General features: G+C 63.0%; 19 protein-coding genes. 5 read left to right on the top strand and 14 right to left on the bottom strand.

Features of this window, described 5'->3' with window-relative positions; genetic code table 11:
* Positions 1–74: 74 nt before the first annotated feature.
* The 5 genes from NP945_RS00570 to NP945_RS00590 form a co-directional block, all read right to left on the bottom strand.
* Positions 75–1,157, bottom strand: coding sequence for an ABC transporter ATP-binding protein (locus NP945_RS00570; protein ID WP_127318804.1), 1,083 nt, complete (start codon positions 1,155–1,157; stop codon positions 75–77).
* The gene (locus tag NP945_RS00575) at positions 1,154–2,734 is read right to left on the bottom strand and encodes an iron ABC transporter permease (RefSeq protein WP_256745564.1); all 1,581 of its coding nucleotides are present in this window, start codon (positions 2,732–2,734) and stop codon (positions 1,154–1,156) included. Before NP945_RS00575 ends, NP945_RS00570 begins: the two co-directional genes overlap by 4 nt.
* Positions 2,735–2,908: 174 nt before the next feature.
* The gene (locus tag NP945_RS00580; RefSeq protein ID WP_256745297.1) at positions 2,909–3,916 is read right to left on the bottom strand and encodes an iron ABC transporter substrate-binding protein; all 1,008 of its coding nucleotides are present in this window, start codon (positions 3,914–3,916) and stop codon (positions 2,909–2,911) included.
* A gap of 158 nt (positions 3,917–4,074) precedes the next feature.
* A complete protein-coding gene (locus tag NP945_RS00585; RefSeq protein ID WP_256745298.1) occupies positions 4,075–5,301 on the bottom strand; it encodes a cytochrome P450 in 1,227 nt (408 codons plus the stop codon).
* Positions 5,298–5,951 (bottom strand): N-acetyltransferase, encoded by a 654-nt coding sequence (locus NP945_RS00590; protein ID WP_127318816.1) that lies wholly within the window; start codon positions 5,949–5,951, stop codon positions 5,298–5,300. The genes NP945_RS00585 and NP945_RS00590 overlap by 4 nt, the downstream gene beginning before the upstream one ends.
* A gap of 90 nt (positions 5,952–6,041) precedes the next feature.
* Here NP945_RS00590 and NP945_RS00595 point away from each other — a divergent pair, with 90 nt between their 5' ends.
* From NP945_RS00595 to NP945_RS00610, 4 genes are all read left to right on the top strand, one after another.
* Positions 6,042–7,061 (top strand): hypothetical protein, encoded by a 1,020-nt coding sequence (locus NP945_RS00595; protein WP_256745299.1) that lies wholly within the window; start codon positions 6,042–6,044, stop codon positions 7,059–7,061.
* 156 nt (positions 7,062–7,217) lie between these two features.
* Positions 7,218–7,769 (top strand): sigma-70 family RNA polymerase sigma factor, encoded by a 552-nt coding sequence (locus NP945_RS00600; RefSeq protein ID WP_127271203.1) that lies wholly within the window; start codon positions 7,218–7,220, stop codon positions 7,767–7,769.
* A 1-nt stretch (position 7,770) separates the two neighbouring features.
* Positions 7,771–8,409 (top strand): NrsF family protein, encoded by a 639-nt coding sequence (locus NP945_RS00605; RefSeq protein WP_127271201.1) that lies wholly within the window; start codon positions 7,771–7,773, stop codon positions 8,407–8,409.
* A 216-nt stretch (positions 8,410–8,625) separates the two neighbouring features.
* The gene (locus tag NP945_RS00610; protein ID WP_256745300.1) at positions 8,626–10,560 is read left to right on the top strand and encodes a PAS domain S-box protein; all 1,935 of its coding nucleotides are present in this window, start codon (positions 8,626–8,628) and stop codon (positions 10,558–10,560) included.
* 57 nt (positions 10,561–10,617) lie between these two features.
* On the opposite strand, the gene NP945_RS00615 is transcribed toward NP945_RS00610, so the two are convergent.
* From NP945_RS00615 to NP945_RS00645, 7 genes are all read right to left on the bottom strand, one after another.
* The gene (locus NP945_RS00615; RefSeq protein ID WP_013529423.1) at positions 10,618–11,496 is read right to left on the bottom strand and encodes a 3-hydroxybutyryl-CoA dehydrogenase; all 879 of its coding nucleotides are present in this window, start codon (positions 11,494–11,496) and stop codon (positions 10,618–10,620) included.
* 206 nt (positions 11,497–11,702) lie between these two features.
* Complete coding sequence (locus NP945_RS00620; protein WP_256745301.1) at positions 11,703–12,632, bottom strand: electron transfer flavoprotein subunit alpha/FixB family protein; 930 nt, start codon at positions 12,630–12,632, stop codon at positions 11,703–11,705.
* Between the two features lie 23 nt (positions 12,633–12,655).
* Complete coding sequence (locus NP945_RS00625) at positions 12,656–13,405, bottom strand: electron transfer flavoprotein subunit beta/FixA family protein (protein ID WP_127277120.1); 750 nt, start codon at positions 13,403–13,405, stop codon at positions 12,656–12,658.
* Positions 13,406–13,618: 213 nt separating this feature from the next.
* On the bottom strand, positions 13,619–14,419 hold the full coding sequence (locus NP945_RS00630) for a rhomboid family intramembrane serine protease (protein WP_127272488.1): 801 nt from the start codon (positions 14,417–14,419) through the stop codon (positions 13,619–13,621).
* 28 nt (positions 14,420–14,447) lie between these two features.
* Positions 14,448–15,029 (bottom strand): cob(I)yrinic acid a,c-diamide adenosyltransferase, encoded by a 582-nt coding sequence (locus tag NP945_RS00635; protein WP_127270629.1) that lies wholly within the window; start codon positions 15,027–15,029, stop codon positions 14,448–14,450.
* Between the two features lie 22 nt (positions 15,030–15,051).
* Positions 15,052–15,243, bottom strand: a complete 192-nt coding sequence (locus tag NP945_RS00640; protein WP_013529428.1) for a twin transmembrane helix small protein — start codon at positions 15,241–15,243, stop codon at positions 15,052–15,054.
* 25 nt (positions 15,244–15,268) lie between these two features.
* A complete protein-coding gene (locus NP945_RS00645) occupies positions 15,269–16,135 on the bottom strand; it encodes an SDR family oxidoreductase (RefSeq protein WP_256745302.1) in 867 nt (288 codons plus the stop codon).
* Positions 16,136–16,190: 55 nt separating this feature from the next.
* On the opposite strand from NP945_RS00645, the gene NP945_RS00650 reads away from it, so the two are divergent.
* Positions 16,191–17,042 carry a YihY/virulence factor BrkB family protein gene (locus NP945_RS00650; RefSeq protein ID WP_127270626.1) on the top strand — a complete coding sequence of 284 codons (852 nt, stop codon included), beginning with the start codon at positions 16,191–16,193 and terminating at the stop codon, positions 17,040–17,042.
* Between the two features lie 86 nt (positions 17,043–17,128).
* Here the strand turns inward: NP945_RS00650 and NP945_RS00655 are convergent, their stop codons facing one another.
* Positions 17,129–18,025 (bottom strand): DMT family transporter, encoded by an 897-nt coding sequence (locus NP945_RS00655; protein WP_256745303.1) that lies wholly within the window; start codon positions 18,023–18,025, stop codon positions 17,129–17,131.
* Between the two features lie 148 nt (positions 18,026–18,173).
* Positions 18,174–19,049, bottom strand: a complete 876-nt coding sequence (gluQRS, locus tag NP945_RS00660) for a tRNA glutamyl-Q(34) synthetase GluQRS (RefSeq protein WP_256745304.1) — start codon at positions 19,047–19,049, stop codon at positions 18,174–18,176.
* Between the last annotated feature and the right edge of the window lie 8 nt (positions 19,050–19,057).

A 19,057-nucleotide genomic window follows, 5' to 3' on the forward strand; every position in this document is an offset into this window, starting at 1 on the left:
GTTTTGACGCAATTCCAGACGGAAAACCGCTTCACAGTTTCCTAGAATTACTCCAGGCTACCCGCATACGGCATTCAGGCGAAGACATGCGCCTTTCCCGATACGGTCAGCCGGACGATCTCGCCGACCGCCGGCGCGTCCATGCCCGGTTTGCGCAGGACCAGCGGCGTGTTGCCGATCGCGGCCGCATCGGGCGGATCGGCATTGTTCAAGAGCCGCACCGCGACCGTGCACATCGAGCCGGCGAATTCGGATTCCGTCACTTCGCCGAACAGCATGTCCGAGGTGCCGGACATGCCCTCGCGCGACGTTCTCTTCAGCGCGATCTGCTCCGGGCGAAGCATGATACGGGCGACATCGCGGCTGTCATTGGTGTCGACCGCGATGCGGCCGAGCGGAGAGTTGGCGAATCCATCCGATATCTTGGCCGGCAGGATGATGGCGTCGCCAAGGAATTCGGCGATCATCCTGTCCTTCGGCTTGAGATAGAGCTCGCGCGGCGTGCCGATCTGCGAGAACTTGCCGTCGCGCATCACCGCGACCTGGCTGGCGAAGGACAGCGCCTCGGCCTGGTCGTGCGTCACCAGGATGGTGGTGATGCCGGCAGCTTCCAGAAGCTCGGCCACCGCCTTGCGCATCGAAGCGCGCAGGCCGGTATCGAGCGCCGAGAACGGCTCGTCGAGAAGCATCAGCCTGGGCTTCATCGCCATGGCGCGAGCCAGCGCCACGCGCTGCTGCTGGCCGCCGGAGAGCTCGTGCGGGCGGCGCTTGAGGATCGCCTTGTCGAGGCCGACGATATAGGCGAGCTCGACGATGCGCTCAGTGCGCTTGTCCTCGCCGCGACCCATGCCGAAACCGATATTGTCGCCAATGGTCAGATGCGGAAACAGGGCGCCATCCTGCGCCACCACGCCGATGCCTCGCCGATATGCCGGCACCGCAGCGCCGCCATTGGCCAATATCGTACCGTCGAGCGTGATGTGCCCCTGGTCCGGCGCCTCGAAGCCGGCAATCAGCCGCAGCAGGGTCGTCTTGCCGCAGCCGGAAGGACCGACAATCGCCGTGCGGCTGCCGCTGGCGACGTTCAGGTCGACGCCGGCAAGGGCGGCCACCGGGCCGTACTGCTTGTGCAAGCCGCCGATTTCGAGAAAGCTCATCGTCCGGCCATCCGTTTCGACTGGACATAGAGCAGCCAGGTCAAGGGCAGCGACATCGCCACCATGATGAAGGCGTAAGGTGCCGCGGAGGCATAATCAATCTCACCGCTGTAGGACCAGAACGCCATCGCCAGCGTGCGGGTGCCGTTGGGTGCCAGCATCTGGGTAGCGGTCAGTTCGTTCATGATGCCGAGCGCCACCAGCGCCATGCCAGCCGCGGCACCCGGCGCCGACAGGCGGATCGTCGTCGACCACAGCGCCTGCAGCGGCGGGCGGCCGAGGCTGGAAGCGGCGCGTTCGAGCTCGACCGGTGCCTGCGCGATCGACGCCCGCAGGCTGACCAGCGCGCGTGGCAGGAACATCAGCGCATAGGCCACCAGGATGGTGAACAGGGTCTGGTAGAGCGGCAGCGCGATGCGCACCGTGATGGTGACCAACGCCAGCGCAATGACAACCCCCGGCAACGAGCCGACAGTGTAGTTGCAGCCCTCCAGCAGGCGCTGCAATGGCCCCGGGGCGCGGATCGAGATCCAGGCCATCGGCATGGCGGCGACGGTGGCGAGCAAGGCGCCGGCGAGCGCCAGGAACAGCGTCTGCCCAAGCGCCAGGCCGATCTCGTCCAGGCGCCAGACAGCGGCGCCGCCGGCGACAAGCCAGCCGCCGATGGTGACGAACGGCACGCCGAGCGCCAAAAGCGTGGTGACGACAAGCAAGAGCAGGCTCGGAATGGTGGCGCGCCCGAGGCTTGCGCGTTGCTGATGGCGCGCCGCACCCGAGCCGACGCGGGCATAGCGCTCCTCGCCGCGCACCAGCACTTCGAGGCCGAGCAGCACGAAGCAGCAGCTGACCAGCACGCCGGCCAGCATGTTGGCGGCCGGTCCATTGAAGGTCGACTGGAACTGGTCGACGATCGCCGTGGTGAAGGTGTCGAAGCGGATGAAGACATAGAGGCCGTATTCGGCCAGCAGATGCAGGCCGACCAGCAGCGAGCCGCCGCAGATGGCGAGCCGCAATTGCGGCAGCACGACCCGCCAGAACACGCGTCGGGGTCCAAGGCCGAGTGCGGCGGCGGCGTCCTCGAGGGCGGGATCGAGACGGCGCAATGCCGCCGACACCGGCAGATACAGGAACGGGAAATAGGCGATAACGGAAACCAGCACGCCGGCCCACAGGCCGTGCAGTCCCGGCACCATGGTGATCCAGGCGTAGCTGTGGACGAAGGCGGGGATGGCGAGCGGCGCCACGCACAGCCAGGACCAGATCCGGTCGCCCGGCAGGTCGCTGCGCTCGGTCAGCCAGGCCAGCGCAACCGACAGCACGATGGTGATCGGCACCGAGAGCGCGACCAGCAGGACAGTGTTGACCAGAAGCTCGCCGACACGCGGCCGGAAGACCAGCGCCGCGACGGTTTCCCAGCCGGTCTGCACCGCGATCCAGATGATGAAGGCGAGCGGCACCAGCGCCAGCAGCGCAACGAATATGGCGGCGAGGACCAGCCACAGCGGTGCGCGTCGCCGGGCCCTTCGGCCTGTGCCCGAAGGCAGGCCCGAACGCGCGAGATCGACCGCGGACTGCATCAGGTCAGACGCCGTGCCGTTGCCGTCCAGCGGCAGCAATTGAAGGACCGCGATCGCGGTCGGGAACACAGCGTGTCGTCATCGACGAATGCCATCTCGAAAAACAAAATCACTCCCGCGGAAGGCGAATTCCCGCGGGAGCGTGGTCGGGTGTCCTTTTAGGACGAATGGCAACTAAAGCAAGCCGGCTGCCGTCATCAGGTCGGTGACCTTCTTGGAGTTCAGCGTCGTGGCATCGACCTTCGGCGCCTGCAGATCGGCGAGCGGCACAAGCTTCGGGTTGGAGTCCGCACCCTTGCCGACCGCGTATTCGAAGGAATCGCCTGTTTTCAGCACGTCCTGACCGCCCTTGCCGGTCAGCCATTTCAGGAACGCCTGGGCTTCCTTGGGATGCTTGCTGGAGGCCAGCACGCCGCCGCCGGAGATCGAGACGAAGGCGCCCGGATCCTGGTTCTTGAAATAGTGCAGCTCGACATTCTTGCTGTTTTCGCCGGTCTTGGCCTGATCGCCGAAGTAGTAATAGTGATAGATGACGCCGCCTTCGATCTCGCCGGCATTGACCGCCTTCATCACCGTGCTGTTGCCCTTGTAGGCGGTGAAATTGGTTTTCATCGCCTTCAGCCAGTCGGCGGTAGCGGCTTCGCCCTTGAGCTGGAGCAGGGCGCTGACGATGGCCTGGAAATCGGCGCCCGACGGGGAGGCGGCCCAGCGGCCCTTCCAGCTCGGATCGGCGAGGTCAAGCATCGACTTGGGCAGCTGGTCGGCGGTCAGCTTGGTCTTGTTATAGGCAAAGACCGTGCTGCGCGCGGCGACGCCGACCCATTTGCCGCTGGCCGGCTGATAGTCCTGCGGAACCTGTGCCAACGTGCCGGCATCGACCGGCGCGAACAGGCCGGCGCTCTCGACCAGCGCCATGGCTGGTGAGTTTTCCGTCAGGAACACGTCTGCGGGTGAAGCAGTGCCCTCGGCGACGATCTGATTGGAGAAGTCGCTGTCGCCGCCATTGCGCACTGTGACCTTGATGCCCGTTTCCTTGGTGAAGCCTTCGGCCCACGCCTTGGTCAGACTTTCGTGCTGGGCGTTATAGACAATGATGCCGGCATCCTCGGCCATCGACGGGCTGGCGATCAGCATGATTGCCAGCGCCGTGGCGCCGGCGAGGGTGGAAAGAGCATATTTCATGACATTGTCCTAAAGTTCGGGTTGGCACCGGCTCACCTACCGATACCTGACAGGCGTAGTCAACATTGGTGATGTGCTTCAATCGGTCGCTGAAGCACAAACGCTTGATATCGGGCTCACAATTCCAAGTATGAAGGGACGCGAATGGCGTGCCGAATTCAAACCGATGGTTGATCCGCGGGCCGGATGAATGGGGCGGCTTGCAGACCGTGGAAAAGCACCGAATGCCGCCTGACGACCCTGGGAAGGTCCAAGCACCAGCCTTTGGCCTGCGTGAACAAGGCCTCCAGCAGTACAGCTATTTCTAACCGGGCGACGTGTTGACCCAGACAGGCATGCAGTCCGGTGCCAAAGGCAAGGGCCGACGAAATGCCGGAACCCAAATCCAACCGGTCGCCCGCCGGAAAAACAGAAATGTCTCGATTGGCGCTCGCCAGCACGGGTACGACGGCCTGCCCGGCTTTTATGGTTGCGCCACCAAATTGCATATCTTCCGCGGCGATGCGCGCTCCGGCATAGTGAACCGGAGCGCAAAAACGGAGCAGCTCTTCGGCTGCTGAAAACCAACTGACTTTCCCATCTTCAAGCAGCGAAAGCTGTTCTGGGAAGCGTGCAAGCGCGACCAGCGCATTGCCGAAGGTATCGACGACTGTCGCCTGCCCGGCAAAGAGCAGGAATACGATGTTTGCAATGGCATCGTCTCTCAGCCAGCGGCCAGCCTCGACTTCGGCAAGCATCTGAGCTGAAATACCGTTTGGGCGCACAGTACCGTGTTCTATCACGCTGGATACCCATGCCTCCAACCGGCGGCAGGCATCGTTTGCGTCTTCGTCTACGCCGCCGGCCCTTATTTCTAGAGCGTTGGCCATAAGCTGTGCGTCGGCGCCAATCCGCCAGGGATCGTCCATGTCGATACCAAGGATCTGTTCCAGGCCTGAAAACGATAGCGGCAGGCCTATATCACGAACCGCGTCGAACTCCGGTTTTTGTACAGCTGCCTGCGTAAGTTCCGACGCTTTGGCCGCAAGCCGGTCGAATAGCCCGTTGCTGGAGGAAAAGCTTAGCGAACCAGCCAATGGGCGGCGCAGGCGCATGTGCCGCGGCGGGTCGGACAGCAGCATGGAACGGGTCAACAGGTCCAGGGCCGGATTGGCGCTGATCTTTTGCCTGACCTCCTGATAGGCGCCCGGCGGTGCCTGCAGCAACAGCGGGTGTTTCAAGGCCTGGGAAACAAGCGCATGGCTGAACACGTAGAAGGCTTCACCGACCTCGGGATAAGGAGGTTTGCCCCAACTGGCGCCTCCTGAACTCCGACGACGGGCGAATTCGGGAAACGCATCGCTGCCATGGGCGATGGGGTCAAATAGATCAGCCTGATCTGTCATCGGGCAAGATCGACAGCAAAGATAACGCGAAATCCGCCGGAACTCATGTCTTCAGGTAGAAAATCGGACGCGAGATGTAGAAATTCGCACCGGAGAACACGGTTATAGAACCGCAGTAGCGGATCCCTCGTTATGGATTCCACCGAAGGCATGACACCGGTCCGATGCCAGTCGTCGATGGTCCGACGAAATTCCGGATCCGGCCGAACCTTGTCGGGCAACTCGTCCTGTGCTCCCGCGTAGGACGGGCAACGTCCGTCGCCGACCAACCAACGCGCACCGACCTGCCGTCCATAGTCAGACATTTGCGACAACAGGCGGCGTGCCATGTCGGTGCCGCGGAATTCGGGTCGCACACCAAGATTGTACACGTAGAGTGACCGTGCAGGTTGGCTCCTGGCAAGCGAAGAGTAGGCGGAGAAGGTCTTGGGGAACCTTCCCGTATCGTGCGGATCTTGGCTGGTTTCCACGAAGCAGATCGCGCCGGCAACAAGGTTCTCAACCATGGCCAGGATCATTGTATGCCCGAGCGAAAGCCGGTGGTGAATTGTTTTTTCGCTGGCACCGAGTCTTCCCCAGGCCGCGGCCTCCATCGCGGCCATGCCCGGAACGTCGTCTGCCATAAGCTGTTGAAATACGATCATCTTCATCGTCGAAAGTCGGCTCGTAATTGCGATATCGAATCGATAATTTTCTGATACCAGCTGTTGATGAGTGCATGAGTAGGGGCGGGTTGTCTCATGATCTTCTATGTTTGCCATCGCTTGCATGCCTATACCCTGGCAAGCCTGCTACTCTATTTTCGAACGGATTTGCAGGGTTCTGTGCGCTTTGTTCCCTATGACGAACGGGCGCATCTGCTTGAGATTTCCAGAGGCACCGTTCTTTGGACGGATTTGGACCGACTGAGCGAAGCAGAGATTGAAGCATGCTCCAATCTCAGCCAGCGGATGAAGTCGCAGCAGCCTGATCTGTTTCAACTCAACCATCCCCGAAAAAGCCTTCAGCGTTTCGATCTATTGCGTATGCTGTTCGCGGACGGCATCAATGATTTCAATGTATACAGACCCGAAAGTCTGCCGGCGGGAATGCGTTTCCCTGTCTTTCTGCGTGACGAGACGGGCGCCGCTTATAAAGTGCCGCCGCTGTTGCAATCGCCGGCGGAACTCGGCCAGGCGCTCTCGAACCTGGGTACGATGAATTTTGTTCGCCCCATGGTGGTGGAGTTTGGAGCAAAGGCTGGTGCCGATGGCAGCTACCGGAAATACTCGGCATATCGGATCGGCGAGCGCAGTTATGCGCAACACTGCTTCGCCAGCAAGGAGTGGTTCATAAAGGTACAGGGAGGCGGTATGTCGGGGCAACATCGAGTCGAGCATACCGCCTTTGTGCGCGACAATCCGCATGCGGTAGAGCTGATGCCGATTTTCGAGAAGGCGGGGATCTCATATGGCAGGATCGACTACACCATTGTCGATGGTCGTATCCAGGTTTTCGAGATCAACACCAATCCCACTGTATTGAACGACCCGCCCACACCCTTCGACAGATACGATTCGTTGCCTTACGCCAACATGCATGCAGATGCCTTGGCACAGCTGCCATATGCTAACGATCCCCTATCCACTCCGGTTATCGATGAGACACATTTCCAGATCTTGGGCCGCCTGAGAAACAAGTACCGTCGCAGACGGATGAAGCTGACCGTTCGAAAGGGCTTCAGGTCTTTCCGGGACGCCATGTTCGGCGCCAAGCCTTGAGTTCTCGAACAAGAGCGCGGGGCAATATCGCACTGGCGATCGGCGCGCGGTGTGCCGCAATCTTTCGTGATTTGCCGATAGTTTGGCTTGGACATTATTTCGCCGGCCACGTAACAAATCAGCGCCGAGACGCGAAATTCGGGGGAGTGAACTCTTGTGAGCGGCAAGGACGAGGCCGAACTTTCCCGGCTGATGCGGGCCGCGATCGCGGGAGATGAAAGGGCTTACGCCGACTTTCTGCACCGGATTGCCGCGCTGGTTCGCGGTTTTGCCAGGCGCAAGATCGTGCAGGGCGGGGTCGATCCCGAGGATGTCGTGCAGGAAACCTTGCTGGCCATTCATGTAAAACGACATACCTGGCGTCAGGATGCGCCGGTGTTGCCGTGGATCTACGCGATCGCCCGCTTCAAGGTGATCGATGCGTTCCGGCGGCGAGGACGGCGCATCGAGATCGATGTCGACGATATCGCCGAGACGTTCGCCGAGCCGGAAACCGAGACCGTCAGCGAGCGAGACATCAACCGGGCATTGGACAGCCTGTCGCCGGCACAGCGCTCCGTGGTCTCGGCCGTGTCGGTGGAAGGGCGGTCCATCGGTGAGACGGCGGCGAAGTTCGGCATCAGCGAGACGGCGGTGCGTGTGTCGCTGCATCGCGGACTTGCCGCGATAGCCAAGCGATTCGGACAGGGGCGGTTCGGGCGGGAATGACATGAGGACGGATGATCTCATCAAGGCGCTGGACGCCGACGCAAGCAGCAAGGCAATCCCGCTGCTGTCGGCCTGGTGGCTGGCCGCCGGTGCGGGGGCGGTGATCGCGGCCGTCGTATTCCTGCTGACCATCGGCCCGCGCCCGGACTTCATGGCGGCCGCTCACACGATGCGCTTCCTCTCCAAATTCGTCTTCACCATCGTGCTGGCCGTCAGCGCCTTCGCCCTGATCCGCGCCTTGTCGACGCCGGGCGCCTCGACGGGCCGGGCAATGGCCTGGATGGCTGCGGCGCCCGTGCTGGTCGCCGTGGCGGTGCTTCTTGAGCTTTTCATGGTGCCGGAGGCGCTGTGGGGTACACGGATGGTCGGCTCCAACATGATGCTCTGCATGGGCTTCATCCCGCTGATCGGTATTGGCCCGCTTGCCATCTTCCTGTGGATGCTGCGCTATGGCGCGCCGACACGGCCCGTGCTTGCCGGTGCGGTGGCGGGTCTGCTCGCCGGCGGGCTGGCGGCAACCTTCTATGCCGCGCACTGCTTCGACGACTCGCCGCTTTTCGTCGCCACCTGGTACACGGCAGCGATCGCAGCGCTCGCATTGCTCGGTGCGCTCGGCGGACGGTTTTTCATACGCTGGTAGCGTTTCGTAACGATCGCGGACCCGTGCACCGATCCTTAATCATGCCGGCAATTGTTTGCCGGTTAGCGACCACGCCGGCATGCCGGACGCAACCTTTCCTTAAAATCGATCCGCCAAGGTTGATGCGAGAACATGCGTTTGCGCACGGGGGTGGCACGTATCGTGATGTGGCGAGGATTAACCAGCCGAAAATCTCTTGCGCATGCAGGGCTGGCGTTGCTCGTCGCCGGCCTGGGCGTGCTGGCGACCTCGATCCTGCTGTCGAGCCTGGATTTCGGCACCGAAGCGTTGAGGCTCTGCCTGCAGATCGCGGTGGCGGTGGCGGCGGGCGCGCTGTTCCTCGCCGCCCTGTCTATCCGCAGGATCAGCAGGGATCGCCAGCAGATCGCCGAGAGCGAGCTGCGCTTCCGCCGCGCCATGGAGGATTCGGCGATCGGCATCGTGGTTGTCGGTCTCGACGGTCGCATCCGCCAAACCAATCCGGCCTTCGCCGCCATGCTTGGCTACACAAGCGAAGAGATCGAGGCGCTGACTTTCTTCCAGATCACGCATCCCGACGATCTGCTGATCGGGCGGGAGACGATGGACGATCTGAAGGCGGGCACGGTCAATTCCTTCCACTTCGAGAAGCGTTATCTCAGGAAGGACGGAACGCCCGTCTGGGCTCATCTTGCCGGTTCGGTCATTCGCGATGAGACCAGCGGCCGCCCGCTCTATCTCGTTTCGCAAATCGAGAACATCGACGCGCGCAAGCAGGCCGAGGCGCGCATTGCCGAGGCGGAGACGCGTTGGAATTTTGCTCTGGCTGGTGCCGGCCAAGGCGTCTGGGACCTCGACATGCGCAAGGGGGGCACGACCTATTCCTCGACCTGGGTCAAGATGCTGGGCTATGCGGATGGCGAGCTCGATGGCGACACCGATCGCTGGCTGACGATGATTCATCCCGACGATCGCGAGACTGTCGCCGAAGCCGATCGCGCCCATCTCGAGGGCAAGACACCGTTCTTTGAAGCCGAATTCAGGATGCGCCACAAGGATGGCCACTGGATGTGGATACTCGACCGCGGCAAGGCCATCGAACGCGACGAGGATGGACGGCTGATCAGGGCCATCGGCAGCCTGACCGACATCACCCGTCGCAAGGAGGCCGAAGAGCGCCTTACTGTGTCGGCGGCAATGCTTGCCGACGAAAAGGAGCGGCTGAGGGTGACGCTGCAATCAATCGGCGATGCCGTCATCTGCACCGATGCCGCAAACCGTATCACCTTCATGAACCCGGTCGCCGAAAAGCTGACCGGGATTGCCGGCGGCGAGGCTCTCGGCAAGATGCTTGGCCATGTCTACTGGGCGGTCGACGAGGAGACGGGGCACAGGATCGGCGTCACCCGGCCCGCAGTTGGCGTTCATGCGCCCGCCGACCAGAACAGCCGCGCCGTCCTGATCCGGCGCGACGACACGCGCTGCAGCATCCGCCAGGTGGTGTCGCCGATCATCAACGAACGGAACGAATTCTGCGGGCTGGTCATCGTCTTCCAGGACTTTACCGATGCGCGCGCGCTGCAGCGCCAGCTGGCGCACGCCGCGGCACACGATGCGCTGACCGGCCTTGCCAACCGCTCGAGCTTCATCCGCGCCATGGAAGACCTGGTCGGCCAGGCGCGCAAGGACGGCACCGCCGACACGACGAAGTCGGTCGGAGGCGCCGGACATCAGTTCATGTTCATCGATCTCGACCACTTCAAACTGGTCAACGACACCGGCGGACACGCGGCGGGAGGCGCGCTGCTGAAGCGGGTTGCCGAGGCGATTCGCGGCGTGCTTGGTCCAGACGATATCGTCGCTCGCCTCGGCGGCGACGAATTCGCGGTCATTCTGAAATCGGGTTCGGCAGCCGGCGCCAAGATCGCGGCACGCTCCATCATCGATGCGATCGGCGGGCTGGACTTCACCTGGGACGGCCGTCCTCACGTGATCGGCGCCAGCATCGGACTGGCTGCGATCAATGCCAGTTGCGGCGAGGTCGACGAGATCATCGCGAGAGCCGATGCGGCCTGCTATGCGGCCAAGGCGGCCGGCCGCGGCTGTGTCTCCATGGCGTCCGACGCACGGATCGTGGAGGGCCGGACAGAGCCGCTGGCGGCGGCCTCCTGATCGAGCCTGTCAACCGCCGATCCGAAGGCTTGTCCCTGATTTGCGTCGACGATGCGCTCAGCGCGTCGGAACGGGATGCTCGCCACGATAGTCGTAGAAGCCGCGCCCGGTCTTGCGGCCGAGCCAGCCGGCCTCGACATATTTCACCAGCAGCGGGCAAGGGCGGTACTTGGAGTCCGACAGGCCGTCATGCAGCACCTGCATGATCGACAGGCAGGTATCGAGCCCGATGAAATCGGCCAACTGCAGCGGCCCCATCGGATGGTTGGCGCCGAGCCGCATGGCGGTGTCGATGGCGTCGACCGAGCCGACACCCTCATAGAGCGTGTAGATCGCCTCGTTGATCATCGGCAACAGGATGCGGTTGACGATGAAGGCCGGAAAATCCTCCGAGACCGTGATCGTCTTGTCGAGCTGCTTCACATAGGTCTTGGCCGCCTCGAAGGTCTGGTCCTCGGTGGCGATGCCGCGCACCAGCTCGACCAGCTTCATCAGCGGCACCGGGTTCATGAAATGTATGCCGATGAACCGCTCAGGCCGGTCGGTCTGCGCGGCAAGCCGCGTGATCGAGATCGACGAGGTGTTGGTCGCCAGGATGGCTTCGGGATTGAGCTGCGGACAAAGCTGGGCGTAGATCTTGCGCTTGACCGTCTCGTCCTCTGTCGCCGCCTCGATCACCAGATCCGCGCCGGCAAGATCGGCCATCGCGGGCGCGGCCGAAATGCGGCCCATCGCGTCGTTGCGCACCTTCTCGTCGAGCTTGCCGGACCCCACCTGGCGGGCCATGTTCCCGCTGATTGTGGCGATGCCTTTCTCGATGCGGTCGGGCGAAATATCGTAGATCAGCACCTTGTAGCCCGAAAGCGCGGAGACATGGGCGATGCCGCCGCCCATCTGGCCCGCGCCGATGATGCCGATCGTCTCGATCTTGCTCATTACACCGATCCCGTCCTGAGCCCTTCCGCTTGAACTGCGAAAGCGCTCCACCTTTTTTTACCGCAATTCCGGACGCAAAACCGCTGCGCACTTTTGCTGGATTGCTTTTCGCCTTTGCGGCCTGCTTTTTGTGCGGTGCAAACTAAAAGGGCGGGGCGACTTCGTCTACCCCACCCTCACCATTTAATACGCTTTGGCAGAAAGCGTCAAAGCGCCTTTTGCAGCTCCGGCAGAATGACGAAGAGATCGCCGACGAGGCCGTAGTCGGCAACCTGGAAAATCGGCGCCTCCTCGTCCTTGTTGATGGCGACGATGACCTTCGAATCCTTCATGCCGGCGAGATGCTGGATGGCGCCGGAGATGCCGACCGCGATGTAAAGATCGGGGGCAACCACCTTGCCGGTCTGGCCGACCTGCCAGTCGTTCGGCGCATAGCCGGCATCGACCGCGGCGCGGGAGGCGCCGACGGCTGCACCGAGCTTGTCGGCGACCGGCAGGATGACCTCCTGGAACTTCTCCGCCGAACCCAGCGCACGACCACCCGAGATGATGATCTTGGCCGAGGTCAGCTCCGGACGGTCGGTCTCGGAAAGCTTGTTCTCGACGAAGGTGGACAGGCCGGGATTGGCCGCGGCCTTGACGGTCTCGACCGCCGCCGAGCCGCCCTCGGGGGCTGCCTGGAACGAGGCTGTGCGCACCGTGATCACCTTCTTGGGGTCGCTCGACTGCACCGTCTGGATGGCGTTGCCGGCATAGATCGGCCGCTTGAAGGTGTCGGGCGATACGACTTCGATGATCTCGGACACCTGCGCGACATCGAGCAGCGCTGCGACGCGCGGCGCGACATTCTTGCCCGACGAGGTCGCCGGCGCGATGATGGTGTCGTAAGCGCCTGCCAACGACACGACCAGTGCTGCCGTCGGCTCGGCCAGGCGCTCGGCAAGTTCGTCTGCCTCGGCCAGCAGCACCTTGCTCACGCCCTTGAGCTTGGCGGCAGCGTCGGCTGCCGGCTTGGCGCCTTTGCCGGCAACCAGCACATGCACGTCCGAGCCGATCTGCAGCGCCGCCGACAGCGCCTTGGCGGTCTGGTCGGAAAGCGTTGCGTTGTCGTGTTCTGCGATGAGGAGAATAGCCATTTTTCTGTTCCTTTCCCGATCGCTTACAACACGCCGGCTTCGTTCTTGAGCTTGTCGACCAGCTCAGTGACGCTCTTGACCTTGACGCCTGCCTTGCGGCCGCTCGGCTCCTCGGTCTTGATGACCTTCAGCCGCGGCTTGACGTCGGCGCCGTAGTCGGCCGGGGTCTTCTCGTCGAGCTGCTTCTTCTTGGCCTTCATGATGTTGGGCAACGAGGCATAGCGCGGCTGGTTGAGGCGAAGGTCGGCGGTGACGATCACCGGCATCTTCAGTTCCACGGTCTGCAGGCCGCCGTCGACTTCGCGCGTCACCTTGGCCTTGTCGCCGTCGAGCACGATCTTGGAAGCGAAGGTGCCCTGCGCCCAGCCAAGCAGTGCCGCCAGCATCTGGCCGGTCTGGTTGGAGTCGTCGTCGATCGCCTGCTTGCCGAGAATGACGAGGCCGGGCTGCTCGGCGTCGACGACGCCTTTCAGCACCTTGGCGACGCCGAGCGGCTCGGTCTGTTCGTCGGTCTTGACCAGGATGGCGCGGTCGGCGCCCATGGCGAGCGCGGTGCGCAGTGTTTCCTGCGCCTGCTGCGGGCCGATCGAGACGACGATGATTTCTTCAGCCTTGCCGGCTTCCTTCAGCCGGATTGCTTCTTCCACCGCGATTTCGTCAAACGGGTTCATCGCCATCTTGACGTTGGCGAGCTCCACCGCCGAACCATCAGCCTTCACGCGAACCTTGACGTTCGCATCCACAACCCGCTTCACGGGCACAAGGATCTTCATTTGCCTGTCACCTCTTCACGCTAGTTGGGCGCGCTATAACAGCCTGCGCCCGTTCTGAGTTGTCGAAAGCCGACATTCCTGACTGAATTTTGGCCGGATGGAATTCCGGCCGGATGGAAATTCTGGTGTTTGCCCGCCTTAGGTTGCGGCGGTGACGTTTCCGTAGTTGCGGCAACCCTGCACGTCAATACGCTGCAAGCGGCTCAAATCGGTTCAGTCCGAACTGGAAGTGTTTCCTCGCCCCCAGCGCGGCGTCGCGGCGGGCGGGTCGGGGATCAGCGGTTCCGTGGCAACCGGCGGTTGGTCGGGAGCGGTGGGCGCGACGTCCTCGTCGGCGCCGGCAAACAGCGGCACGCCGCGGCTGCGCAGGACGAGCACAAGAACGGCTCCGGCAATGATGCCGCCGATATGGCAGGCCCACGAAATCTGGTCCTCGCCGCCGGCGGCAAACATCACCACCTGGAACAGCACCCACAAGATGAGCGGGATGAAGGCCGGGATGCGGAGCGGAATGCGGGCAAAGGCCAGCACCCAGACCTTCACCCTGGGATAAAGGATCAGATAGGCGACGACCACGCCCGCGATGGCGCCGGAGGCACCGATCAGCGGCGCCTGCGAATCCCAGGCGACGAGGCCCTGGAAAGCGGCGCCGGCGATCGCACACAACAGGTAGAAGATGAGGTAGCGGATGTGGCCGAGCGCATCCTCGACATTGTCGCCGAACACCCACAGGAACAGCATGTTGCCGCCGAGATGGAAGATGTCTGCATGCAGGAAGGAATAGGTGAGGTAGCTCAGGCTTTCGGGGATGACGATGAAACGCGGATCGAGCTCGGCGGTGTCATGGACGACCGACGGGATGAAGCCGAGGCCAAGCACGGCGGCATTGGAGAAACTCTCGCCGCCGAGCGCGGTGGCGAGGTAGACCAGGGCATTGACCACGATCAGCCCGATCGTCACATATTGCAGCCTGATGTGCCGCAGCCTGTTGGTGTCGTAAAGCGGGATGAACATGCCCCAGGCCCTCTTCCGCTTTCGACAATCAGCGGTTCTTGCCGGGAACCCATAGCACGTCGGCGTTTCCGTTGTCATTGACCGCCCGGGCGGCGACAAACAGGAAATCCGAGACCCGGTTGATGTATTTCAGACCGTCGCGGTTGACGTGCTCGTCCGGATCCTGGGCAAGGGCCACGATCAGCCTTTCGGCCCGCCGCGCCACGGTGCGGGCAAGGTGAAGTGCCGCCGCTGCCGGCGTGCCGCCATTGAGCACGAAGGATTTAAGCGGCTGAAGCTCCTTGTTGAGAAGGTCGATGTCCTTTTCGACCCGGTCGGTCTGCACGGCGACGATCCGAAGCGGCTCATAGCCGAGCGGCTTGCCGTCGTCGGGCACGGCGAGATCGGCGCCGAGGTCGAACAGATCGTTCTGGATGCGGGAAAGCATGGCGTCGATCGCGGGATGGATCGCGGCCGTGTGGACCCGGGCGATGCCGATGCAGGCATTGGCTTCGTCGACCGTGCCGTAGGCGTCTACCCGCAGGTCGGATTTCAGCCGCCTCTCGCCGGTGCCGAGACCCGTGGTGCCATCATCGCCGGTGCGGGTGTAGATCTTGTTGAGCTTGACCATTTCGCCTCCCCGCCGACATCCCTCACTTGCGGGTGAAATACACCGCAAGCAGGATCAGCACCAGCGCCACGGCCTGCAGCATGACGCGCGCCTGCATCAGCTTGTTCGATGTGACGCCGGAGCCGCCGCGCATCATATTGATGAGGCCACGAACAAGCACGACCGCAACGGCGACCATGACCAGAATGGCGAGAATGTTGAAGACGGTTGCCATTGTTTCGTTCCAGTTGTTTTGGCGTTCAGGCGCGTTTGGCCATCAGGCGGTAAAGCATCGATGCCGGCAGGATGCGTTTGAGCACCGCACCGATCCTGGCCGGCAATGTTACCACATAGTGCGGTCGCGGGCGCCGCGACAGAAGTGCATGGCGCAGCGCCGCATGAACGACTTCCGGCCCTGGCTTCAAGGCCGATTGGCTGCCGCCGGCCCGCAGCCGTTCGAGTTGCGCCGCATAGTCCACGCGGTGCACGGAATTTTCGTGGTCGATGTTGCTGAGAAACCAAATGAGGCCATTGCTGGCGATCTTCGACTTCACCGGCCCCGGCTCGATCAGCGAAACGTGGACGCCGCTGCCGGCCAGTTCCTGGCGCTGGCAGAGCATCAAGGCCTCCAGTGCATGCTTCGACGCGGAATAGGCGCCGCGAAAGCGCACCGGCACGAGGCCAAGGATCGACGAACAGTGGACGATGCGGCCGTCACCCTGGCGGCGCATCACCGGCACCAGTCGGCGGGTCAAATCATGCCAGCCGAAGAAATTCGCCTCGAACTGCTGCTTGAGCGCCGCGACGGGCAGATCCTCGACGGCGCCAGGCTGGGCATAGGCGCCGTTGTTGAACAGGGCGTCGAGCCGGCCGCCGGTGCGGTCGAGCACCGCCGTCACCAGCGCGGCGATGGACTCCGGCTTGCAATAATCGAGATAGAAGGCCTCGATGCCATCGGCTTCGAGCGCCGCGATGTCCTGCGGCTTGCGCGCCGTTGCGAACACCCGCCAGCCTTCCGCCTTCAACGCGCGGGCGCAGTACGCGCCTATTCCCGAAGACGCACCGGTGATGATAATCGAGCGCAACTTTCGCGCCGGACTGTTCGTGGTTTCGCCAAGGGTTGCCATTTGCCGCAATCCCTTCCCATATTCCCGGCGTGGAGACAATTGGAGGGCGCGGTTCTTGTTGCGGAAGATCGTAGCCCTCAAGCGGGTCCTCTACGACGCGCTCGGCCATTTCAACACCGATGACGGCTGGGCGATGGCCAGCCATCTGGCGATCACATCGCTGATGGCGCTGTTCCCGTTCCTGATCTTCGCGACGACGCTGGCGAGCTTCCTCGGCGCGCAGGCGTTCTCCGACACCGCCGTGCATCTGGTCTTCGACACCTGGCCCGAACAGATCGCCAAGCCGATCGCGCGCGAAGTGCTCAATGTGCTGACCGTCCGGCGCACCGACCTTTTGACCTATGGCGTGGTGCTTGCTGCCTATTTTGCGTCGAACGGCATCGAGGCGCTGCGCACGTCGCTCAACCGCGCCTATCGCGTTTCGGAAACGCGCGGCATCATCTACCGCCGGGTGCAGAGCATCATCTTCGTTCTCATCGCCACGGCCGGTTTCCTGGCGATCAGCGTGCTCCTGGTGTTCGCGCCGCTGCTGGCGCGGATCGCCGAAGCCCATATCGACTGGATCAAGCCCTATATGGGCACCATCACGCTGTGGCGTTACGTCATCGCTTCGGCGGTCATTGTCGGCGGATTGTTTGCCGTGCATTTCTGGCTGCCGGCGGGCAAGCGCCGCTTCGTCTCGCTGGTGCCGGGCATCGTCTTCACGCTGGCGGCATGGCTTATCGGTTCGACCATCTTCGCCACCTATCTCGACCACTTCTCGTCCTATGTGACGACCTATGCCGGCCTGGCCTCGATCATGATCGCCGTGGTCTTCCTCTACATGGTCTCGGCGATCTTCATCCTTGGCGGCGAGCTCAATGCCGCGATCAGCCGCTATCTGGAGGCACGTGCGCGGGTGGGATGACAGGTAGAATTGAGGAATTGAAGAACTGAAGAATTGGAGAAAAAGCGGGCCATATCCGGCACTGTCTGTGCTTCTTCCTCAATTCCTCAATTCCTCAATTCCACAGTTCTTCCCTTCGTCTGCCGCGCTGTTGCCAGGCCAACGCCGAAGGTCGTGATCGCCATGCCGGCAATCTGCAGGGCGTTGAGCTGCTCGTCGAACAGGGCCCATGCGATGACCGCCGTCACCGCCGGTACCAGGTAGAACAGCGAGGCCACTTTCGACATCTCCCCGTCGCGGATCATGACCATCAGCAGGAAAATGGCGCCGAGCGACAGCACCAGCACCAGCCAGGCCATGGCGAAGATCAGCTCGCCATTGATGACGACGGTGTGGGTTTCGAAGGCGAGCGAGGCGAGGAGCATCAGCGAACCACCGCCGACATATTGCCACATGGTCGCCGCGACGAGGTCGCCGCCGGAAGCGAAGCGCTTTTGCCAGATGGTGCCGGCGCTCATGCCGAGCACCGAGACCAGCGAGGCGGTCAATGTCGCCGCGGTCACGCCGCCGTCCAGCGCGCCGAGCTTCGGCCACAGCACGATGACGATACCGATGAGGCCGATGCCAAGGCCAAGCCAGTGGCGCGGCAGGATCGCCTCGCCGAGAAACTTACCGGCAAGCACCGCCGTGATCAGTGGCTGCAGGCCGACGATGAGGGCTGAAAAGCCGGCCGGCATGCCCCTGTGGATGGCCCAGAAGACGGCGCCGAGATAGACGCCATGCATCAGGATGCCGGCGCCGGTGGCATGCAGCGCCTCCACGCGGGTGGCTCTTTTCGAACCCAGCACAAGCATCAGGACAGCCAGCAGGATGGCGGCGATGACGAAACGCGCGGCGAGGAAGGTGAACGGTTCCGCCCACGGCATGGCGTAGCGCGCACCGATGAAGCCGGTGGCCCACAGGACGACGAAGGTGGCGGGAATGAACCGCTTGATGCTGTGCATGTTCCGCAGACGCCGCACTGGAGGGAGTTGACCGTGGCGCTGCTCTACTGCGCTTCAACCCGGCGTGCAAAACGAAACCATTGATCCATGCATCACCGGAATTCAACGGGCGTCAAGTTCGACATGCGTTACCTTGGCCGCGCCGCGCTCAAAGCCCGACCATCCCCCTGATGTCGCCAGGCGACGCGCCGGCATTGCGCAAGGCGGCAAGGCCGGTATCGCCCAGGCTCTTCGACAGCTTTCGTCCGTCGGGCCCGAGGATGAGACGATGATGGAAGTAGGCCGGTTGCGGCAGCCCCAGGAGTCGCTGCAGCAGGCGCTGCACGCCGGTGGCGGAAAACAGATCCTGGCCGCGTACGACGTGGCTGACGCCTTGCAGCGCATCGTCCATGACGACGGCGAGGTGGTAACTGGTCGGGATGTCACGGCGCGCCAAGATCACGTCGCCCCAGTCCTGCGGGCGGGCTTCCACGGAGCGCGTCGCGGAAAGCGTTTCGTCGGAATACTCCGTCCAGGACAGGTCCTTGCCGACACGCGCCATGGCGGCCTCGACATCCAGCCGCCAGGCGAAGGGCGCATTCTCGACTATCCGCCGCTGGCGTTCCTTCAGCGGCAGCGCCTTGTCCGCGGCGGGGTAGAGCGGCACGCCATCGGGATCGCGCGGCCAGTCGCGCCCACGCTTTTCGCTGTCGGTGATGAAGGCGCGGATCTCGCCACGGCTCATGAAGGCGGGGTAGACGAGTTCCTCCCGGACCAGCCGCTCGAGCATCGCCTGGTATTCGGCGAAATGCTCGGACTGGCGGCGCACCGGCTCTTCCCAGCCAAGCCCCAGCCATTTCAGGTCGGCAAGCACGCCGGCCTCGAATTGCGGCGTGCAGCGCGTCGTGTCGATATCCTCGATGCGCAGCAGCAGGCGTCCGTGCGCCCGTGCCGCCAGCTTCTGGTTGAGCAGCGCCGAATAGGCGTGGCCGAGATGCAGGTCGCCGTTGGGGCTGGGCGCGAAGCGGAATGTCAGGAGTGTCATCTCTCAGG

It is taken from the genome of Mesorhizobium sp. LMG17149, assembly GCF_024518695.1.
Lineage (GTDB): Bacteria > Pseudomonadota > Alphaproteobacteria > Rhizobiales > Rhizobiaceae > Mesorhizobium.